At 67.8% G+C, this 6,791-nt stretch carries 7 protein-coding genes; 4 read left to right on the top strand and 3 right to left on the bottom strand.

Annotation, left to right across the window (positions count from 1 at the left end; all coding sequences use genetic code 11):
* Nucleotides 1-25: 25 nt before the first annotated feature.
* From ACM0O9_RS13885 to ACM0O9_RS13895, 3 genes are all read right to left on the bottom strand, one after another.
* A complete protein-coding gene (locus ACM0O9_RS13885) occupies nt 26-751 on the bottom strand; it encodes a murein L,D-transpeptidase catalytic domain family protein (RefSeq protein ID WP_065185834.1) in 726 nt (241 codons plus the stop codon).
* 17 nt (nt 752-768) lie between these two features.
* Entirely contained in the window at nt 769-1,854 is a 1,086-nt protein-coding gene (locus ACM0O9_RS13890) for a L,D-transpeptidase (protein ID WP_065177935.1), read from the bottom strand.
* A 352-nt stretch (nt 1,855-2,206) separates the two neighbouring features.
* Nucleotides 2,207-2,533: a ComEA family DNA-binding protein gene (locus ACM0O9_RS13895; RefSeq protein WP_032953992.1), complete on the bottom strand. Its 327-nt coding sequence runs from the start codon at nt 2,531-2,533 to the stop codon at nt 2,207-2,209.
* Nucleotides 2,534-2,732: 199 nt separating this feature from the next.
* On the opposite strand from ACM0O9_RS13895, the gene ACM0O9_RS13900 reads away from it, so the two are divergent.
* From ACM0O9_RS13900 to murU, 4 genes are all read left to right on the top strand, one after another.
* Complete coding sequence (locus ACM0O9_RS13900) at nt 2,733-4,226, top strand: M20 family metallopeptidase (protein WP_053496832.1); 1,494 nt, start codon at nt 2,733-2,735, stop codon at nt 4,224-4,226.
* A gap of 69 nt (nt 4,227-4,295) precedes the next feature.
* The gene (locus ACM0O9_RS13905) at nt 4,296-4,565 is read left to right on the top strand and encodes a GlsB/YeaQ/YmgE family stress response membrane protein (protein WP_005415577.1); all 270 of its coding nucleotides are present in this window, start codon (nt 4,296-4,298) and stop codon (nt 4,563-4,565) included.
* 63 nt (nt 4,566-4,628) lie between these two features.
* Nucleotides 4,629-5,654, top strand: a complete 1,026-nt coding sequence (locus ACM0O9_RS13910; protein WP_065177936.1) for an aminoglycoside phosphotransferase family protein — start codon at nt 4,629-4,631, stop codon at nt 5,652-5,654.
* Entirely contained in the window at nt 5,651-6,361 is a 711-nt protein-coding gene (gene murU / locus ACM0O9_RS13915; protein ID WP_065185833.1) for an N-acetylmuramate alpha-1-phosphate uridylyltransferase MurU, read from the top strand. Before ACM0O9_RS13910 ends, murU begins: the two co-directional genes overlap by 4 nt.
* Nucleotides 6,362-6,791: the final 430 nt, after the last annotated feature.

Below are 6,791 nucleotides of genomic sequence, written 5' to 3' on the forward strand. Positions count from 1 at the left end.
GCATCACGCCGCGCGCCATCGTGCATCACCGCGTGGCGAGCGTGCCCTGGCCGCCGCACCCGCCGGCCAGCAGCTGCGAGTGTTTCAACCAGTCCTGGTCGGGGTAATAGGCGAACACCATCGTGCCGCCACGCAACGCATCGATCAGTGGCTTGGCCACCGACAGGCGCACCGCCGGGCAGCCCAGGCTGCGGCCCAGCCGCCCCTGCAGCTGCGCGGTGGCCGGGTTCACATACGGCGCGCCGTGGATGACGATCGCGCGATCACGCGCGCGGTCATTGAAGCCCGGCTCCAGCCCGGCCAGGCGCAGCGAATAGCCGTTGCCGCCCATGTAGGTCTCCTGCGCGGTGAACGCGCCGAGGCTGGACATGAAACTGCCATCGCGGTTGGAGAAGTGCTCGGTGCGGTTCTCGCCGCTGTTGCGGCCATGCGCCACCCATTCCTCGAACAGCAGGCGCTGGTGGGCCAGGTCGAACACCCACAGGCGCGGCTCGGTGGACGGTCGCGAGTAATCGATAACGCTCAGTCGGTCACCGTTGATGCCAAGCTCCGGCCGCTGCAACGCACAGCGCATGGCGCGCGCCGCCAGCTGCAACACGTGGCGGTCGGCCTTGGGCGCACTGCGCGACAGCAAGGCAGCCAGATCTTCGGCACTGGTGGCGAGGGCGGGCGTCTGTGCCAGCGCCGGGGCGCTGGCCGAGGTCGCCAGCAGGCCGAACGCGGCCAGCCGGCACAGGCGGGATGCAGTCATGGGCACAACGAAGGGACTCAGTTGCCCTTGAGGGTGGACCCTGGCGGCTCGGATTCCAAGACCGGCTGCATTCCGGATTCAGCCGGGCTTGGGCGGACCGCCGGCAGCGAGGTCACCAGCAGGGTCGTGCCTGGCACCAGCACCCGGTACAGCTGGCGGGCGAACTCGGCCGGCAGCGCCATCGGCAGCGAGGGCGTGGCCAGCAGGTCCGGCGTGGCCTGGGCGCGGTCCTGGCCCAGCAACGGGTAGGCCGTCCACTGGTGCAGGCGCTGGTTCGCGTCCAGCGGGCTGGGCGTATCGCTGAAACCCTGCCCCATCACGAACAGGGTGGTGCCCTGGAAGGCCGGCAGCGCGTCGGCCTTCAGCGGCGACTCGCCGATCATCACGCCATCGCGCAGCACGTACAGGCGCTGGTCGTGCAGGCTGACCAGGATGCCGACCTGCCCGGCCGGCGCCGCGCTGTCGTTCCACCAGGCCTGTGCCGGCGCCCCACCCTCCGTCTCCGGCAGGGCCTGGCCGCGTGCATTGACCGGTGCCAGCACCGACGGATAGGCCAGGGTCATCGGCGAGCTCTTGGCATCGGCCACCACGACGGTATCGCCGCGCTGGGTTTCGCTGAACAGCTTCTGCGCGAAGGCCTGCGGCAGGCGCACGCAGCCGTGCGAGGCCGGATGCCCGGGCAGGCTGCCGCCATGCAGGGCGATGCCGTCCCAGGTCAGCCGCTGCATGTACGGCATCGGCGCGCTGTTGTAGAGGTTGGACTTGTGGTCCTTGTCCTTCTGCAGGATGGTGAACACACCGGTCGGTGTCTCGTGCCCGGCCTTGCCCGAGCTGATCGTGGTCAGGCCGATGGCAATACCGTTGCGGTAGACGTAGGCACGCTGCTCATCGAGGCTGACCACCAGCACGATCGGGCCGGTCGGCGAGATTTCCGGATGCCACAGGTATTCGCCCGGTTTCAGGTCGGTCGGCCCGCGCACCTCGGCGGTGCCGGCAGTGGCAGCTGCGGGCTTGGCAGCCGGTGCCGGCGCAGCGGCATGGGCCAGCAGGGGCAGGGCCAGTGCAAGAGCGAGCATCAGAGTGGTTGGACGGTGCAGAAGCATCCAGCGGGGGTCCTTTCCATGCGGAGCCGCCACCGTACACCATCGGCCCGTGGTGGCCGCGGCAAAACCTGGCGCCGGAAATGAAACTGCCCGGCGACACAGCCATGTGTCGTACCGGGCAATCGTTACGTCCTTGTCGGCCTGCTGCCGCCCCCTCGCATCCTGCGCTGTGGGGGAAGCGTTGCGTCCTGCACGCGGCCGCGTCTGTCCTGTTTGTATCTCAGCCCCTTCCACAGGTCTGTGATGCCACCATCCTGGTGATTGGTGCCGCATCCTGCGGCGGTCGGTGGTCACGGCCGTCCTGTCCGTGACCGCTGAACCAGCCTCCTGCCGGTTCCGACGATTCCTGCTGTCAGCGCCTGGGTACGGTCCGCACCGGTACCGATCCGGGTACCGGATCCGCCGGCAACAACCTGTTGCCTACGGTGATCCGCTGTCGATTCCGTTCGACGATCGCTTTCCCTATCCCCTTCACCTGCGCCAGGTCCTCGACGCGATGAAACGGGCCGTGTCTGCGCCGGTGCTCGACGATCGCCTCGGCCTTGGCGGCTCCGACCATCGTCAATCCCTGCTGCAGCGCCTGGGCATCGGCGCGGTTGATGTCGATCGGTTCGGCGGCATGCGCCCCAGCGATCCCCACTACCAGCACCAGTGCCCTCAACACGACACTCCAAGGCACGACGTGTATCTCCCTGTGATTCTGGCCGCCCCGACCGGCAATCCCGTCGGCAGGAACAGTGTCCGTCACCACATGTGCACAGCCTATCGGTTTCCCGGATTTCCGTAAGCCAGCCAAATACCCGACGTGATGTAGGAAAAACCCTACCCGTGGCACAGGCGTAGAATGGCCGGATCAGCCCATGCAACCGGAGTTTCAGATGGACAGCGCCAAGCTCGGCCAATTCGTCAATGACAAGTGGGACAGCGAAATCGTCCCGCAGTTGGTCGACTACATCCGCATTCCCAACAAGTCGCCGATGTTCGACGCCAATTGGGTGCAGAACGGCTATATGGAACAGGCGGTCACCCTGATGGAGAACTGGGCCAGGGCCCAGCAGCTGCCCGGCCTGAAGGTTGAAGTGGTGCGCCTGGAAGGCCGCACGCCGCTGATCTTCCTGGAAATTCCAGCGACCGGCGCCGAAACCGGCGACGACACCATCCTGCTCTACGGCCATCTGGACAAGCAGCCGGAAATGACTGGCTGGGATGACGATCTCGGCCCGTGGACGCCGGTCCTTCGCGGCGACAAGCTGTATGGCCGCGGCGGTGCGGACGACGGCTACGCCATCTTCGGCTCGCTGGCCGCGGTGCTGGCGCTGCAGGCCCAGGGCCTGCCGCACGCCCGCTGCGTGGTGCTGATCGAGGCCTGCGAAGAGTCCGGCAGCTACGACCTGCCGGCCTACGTCGACCACCTGGCCGAGCGCATCGGCAAGCCCTCGCTGGTGGTCTGCCTGGATTCGGGCTGCGCCAACTACGACCAGCTGTGGTGCACCACCTCGCTGCGCGGCCTGACCGGCGGCAACTTCACCGTGAAGGTGCTCAACGAAGGCGTGCATTCCGGCGATGCCTCCGGCGTTGTGCCGTCCAGCTTCCGCCTGCTGCGCCAACTGCTGTCGCGCATCGAGGACCAGGACACCGGCCGTATCCTGATCGACGGCATGAACGTCGAAATCCCCGCCGAGCGCCAGGAACAGGCCAGGCGCGCTGCCGAAGTGGTCGATACCGAGATCTTCGAGAAGTTCCCCATGGTCGACGGCCTGCGTCCGATGAACGAGGACCTGACCGAGCTGGTGCTCAACCGCACCTGGCGCCCGGCGCTGTCGGTCACCGGCGTGGGCGGCATGCCGCCGCTGGAATCGGCCGGCAACGTGCTGCGCCCGCAGACCTCGGTGAAGCTGTCGCTGCGCCTGCCACCAACCGCCGATGGCAAGACCTGCGGCGAGCTGCTGAAGGAAGCGCTGCTGCGCGATCCGCCGAACGGCGCGCAGGTCACCCTGGACCTGGAAAAGGCCTCTACCGGCTGGAACGCCCCGGCGATGGCGCCGTGGCTGACCCAGGCCATCGACGACGCCAGCCAGGCCTTCTTCGGCAAGCCGGCGATGTACATGGGCGAAGGCGGCTCGATCCCGTTCATGGGCATGCTGGGCGAGAAGTTCCCGGGTGCGCAGTTCATGATCACCGGCGTGCTCGGCCCGCACTCCAATGCGCACGGCCCGAATGAGTTCCTGCACATCCCGATGGGCAAGAAGGTCACCGCCTGCGTGTCCAAGGTGATCAGCGAGCACTACGCCGCCAGCCTGCGTGGCGAGACCAGCGGTTCGCCGGTGGCTGCCGACAGCGGCACCCGCCACGGCGACCACGGCTGCTGCTGATCCGGCACCGGTGACGGACGCAGCCTGGCCTTGCTAGGCTGCGTCCACACTCAAGCGGAATCCGCGCGCATGAATGGTCTGTTCGGCAGCAGCAGCTGGTTGTACATCCTGCTGGTCGGCTTCTTCGTCGGCCTGCTCGGGCGTTTCTTCATGCCCGGCAACAACCGCATGGGCTGCCTGCTGACCATCGTGCTGGGCATCCTCGGTGCGCTGCTGGCCGGTTGGTTCGGCCAGTACATGGGCTGGTACGCCCCCGGCGAACCGGCCGGCTTCCTCGGTGCGGTGGTGGGCGCGGTGGCCGTGCTGGCCGTCCTGCGCCTGTTCAGCGGCCGCCGCTGACCCCGTCCCCCTTCCCTTCCTGTTCCCGACGTTGGCGCGCCCAGCGCCCCCGGATATGCCCGCATGACCGAACCCGCCTCCGATCCCCAGCGCAGCGCGCGGCGCCTGCAATGGGCCCGTACCCAGCTCGACGATGCCAGCGCGGTGGTCGAGCGCGCTTCGGTCGATGCCGGCATGCGCAGCTACTGGCGCACCACCAGCACCCGTGGCAGCCACATCGTGATGGACGCCCCACCGGGGCTGGAAGATCCGCGGCCGTGGCTGCGCATGCGCGGCCTGCTGCACGACCACGGCCTGCGCGTGCCCGCGCTGTTGGCACAGGACCTGGAGGCCGGCTTCCTGCTGCTGGAAGATCTCGGCGGTCCGACCCTGGCCAGGATCCTCGACGCGCGCAATGCCGATGAATGGTTTGGCCGCTCGATCGAACAGCTGCTGCGCCTGCAGGCGATTGCGGTGCCAGCCGACTTCGGCCAGTTCGGCGAGGCGCTGCTGCAACGCGATGCCGGGCTGTTCGACGAATGGTTCCTGCAGCGGCACCTGAACCTGGAACTGGACTGCGGTGAGCTCGAGGGGCTGCAGCTGGTGCATCGCCGGTTGATGGACAACGCGCTGGGCCAGGCCCAGCTGATGACCCACCGCGATTACATGCCGCGCAACCTGATGCCGGTCGACGACGGCCCCGCGGTGCTGGATTTCCAGGACCTGGTGCGTGGCCCGATCGCCTACGACGCGGTGAGCCTGTTCAAGGACGCCTTCCTGAGCTGGCCGCTGCAGCGCGTTGACGAGTGGCTGGCGCAGTACCACGAACGCGCGCGCGACGCCGGCCTGCCGGTGCCCGACCGCGCCACCTTCCTGCGCGATGCCGACTGGATGGGCATCCAGCGCCACGTGAAGATCCTCGGCCTGTTCTGCCGCCTGCGCTACCGCGACAACAAGGGCCATTACCTGGACGACGCACCGCGCTTCATCGGCTATCTGGATGAAGTGCTGCCACGCTATCGCGAGCTGGCCCCCCTGCAGCAGCTGCTGGAAAACCGCATCAAGCCGGCGCTGGCCGACCTCGGCGCACCAATGCGCGTGGCCCGATGAAGGCGCTGGTGTTTGCCGCCGGGCTCGGCGAGCGCATGCGCCCGCTGACCCTGCACACACCCAAGCCGCTGCTGGAAGTGGCCGGCAAGCCGTTGATCGTCTGGCACCTGGAACGCCTGGCGGCGCTCGGCGTGCGCGAGGTAGTGGTCAACACCGCGTGGCTGGCCGAGCAGTTCCCGGCGACGCTGGGTGATGGCAGCCAGTGGGGCCTGCGTCTGCATTTCCTTTACGAAGGGCAGACCCCGCTGGAAACCGGCGGCGGCATCCTCAACGCATTGCCGGTGCTGGGCGATGCTCCGTTCCTGGTGGTGAACGGCGATATCTGGACCGATTTCGATTTCGCCACGCTGCCGCGCGAGCCGCAGGGCCAGGCACACCTGGTGCTGGTCGACAATCCGGCGCAACACCCCAACGGTGACTACCGACTCGATGCGCAGGGCCTGCTGCACCACGACCACGCAGGGCCGTGCCTGACCTATGCCGGCATCGGCGTGTATCGCCCCTCCATCGTGGCCGACTGGCGCACGGTGATCGGCGATGCGCCGGGTAGCGAGCGTGTTCCGCCGAAGTTCTCGGTGGTGCCGCTGCAGAAGCGTTTCATGGCGCAGGGGTTGATGACGGGGCAGCACCATCGCGGGCGTTGGACCGATGTGGGTACCGTGGATCGCCTGCGCGCGCTGGATGTGGAGTTGGCAGCGAACGGCTGAGCCCCTCGTGGCTGGATGTTTTGAGAGCAGAAGCCTTGCTTGGCCGGGCGGGGTGGATTCGCGGGGGACGCCATGAACCCGTCCCTGGGGGCTTGGCCGCGGCATCCATGCCGCGGACACCCCCGCGAACCCACCCCGCCCGGCCTCTGACAGTTTCCGTGCGCGTCCAGCCACGGAAGAAAGAAAGAAGAGCAAAAGCGTGTCGCTTCGCTGCGCTTGCTCCAGTGACGACCAACGGTCGTCACCCACCACAAGCAAGACACGTGTCGACCAAGGTCGACACCCACCAACAGCAGTGCAGTACGCAGTCCCGGCAGACCGCGGGAAGCTGTCGAAGGCGGGGTGGGTCCGGTTGCGGGGGCGTGAGCCGCATGGATGCGGCGACCGAGCTTACATGGACGTACTTGCAGCGTCCCCCGCAACCGGACCC

Source organism: Stenotrophomonas sp. FR012 (genome assembly GCF_047520565.2).
GTDB classification, from domain to species: Bacteria; Pseudomonadota; Gammaproteobacteria; order Xanthomonadales; family Xanthomonadaceae; genus Stenotrophomonas; species Stenotrophomonas sepilia.

Coding starts and splice junctions, on each gene's coding strand:
- ACM0O9_RS13885 (WP_065185834.1), bottom strand. CDS start 751: ATGACTGCATCCCGCCTGTGCCGGCTGGCCGCGTTCGGCCTGCTGGCG.
- ACM0O9_RS13890 (WP_065177935.1), bottom strand. CDS start 1,854: ATGCTTCTGCACCGTCCAACCACTCTGATGCTCGCTCTTGCACTGGCC.
- ACM0O9_RS13900 (WP_053496832.1), top strand. CDS start 2,733: ATGGACAGCGCCAAGCTCGGCCAATTCGTCAATGACAAGTGGGACAGC.
- ACM0O9_RS13905 (WP_005415577.1), top strand. CDS start 4,296: ATGAATGGTCTGTTCGGCAGCAGCAGCTGGTTGTACATCCTGCTGGTC.
- ACM0O9_RS13910 (WP_065177936.1), top strand. CDS start 4,629: ATGACCGAACCCGCCTCCGATCCCCAGCGCAGCGCGCGGCGCCTGCAA.
- murU (WP_065185833.1), top strand. CDS start 5,651: ATGAAGGCGCTGGTGTTTGCCGCCGGGCTCGGCGAGCGCATGCGCCCG.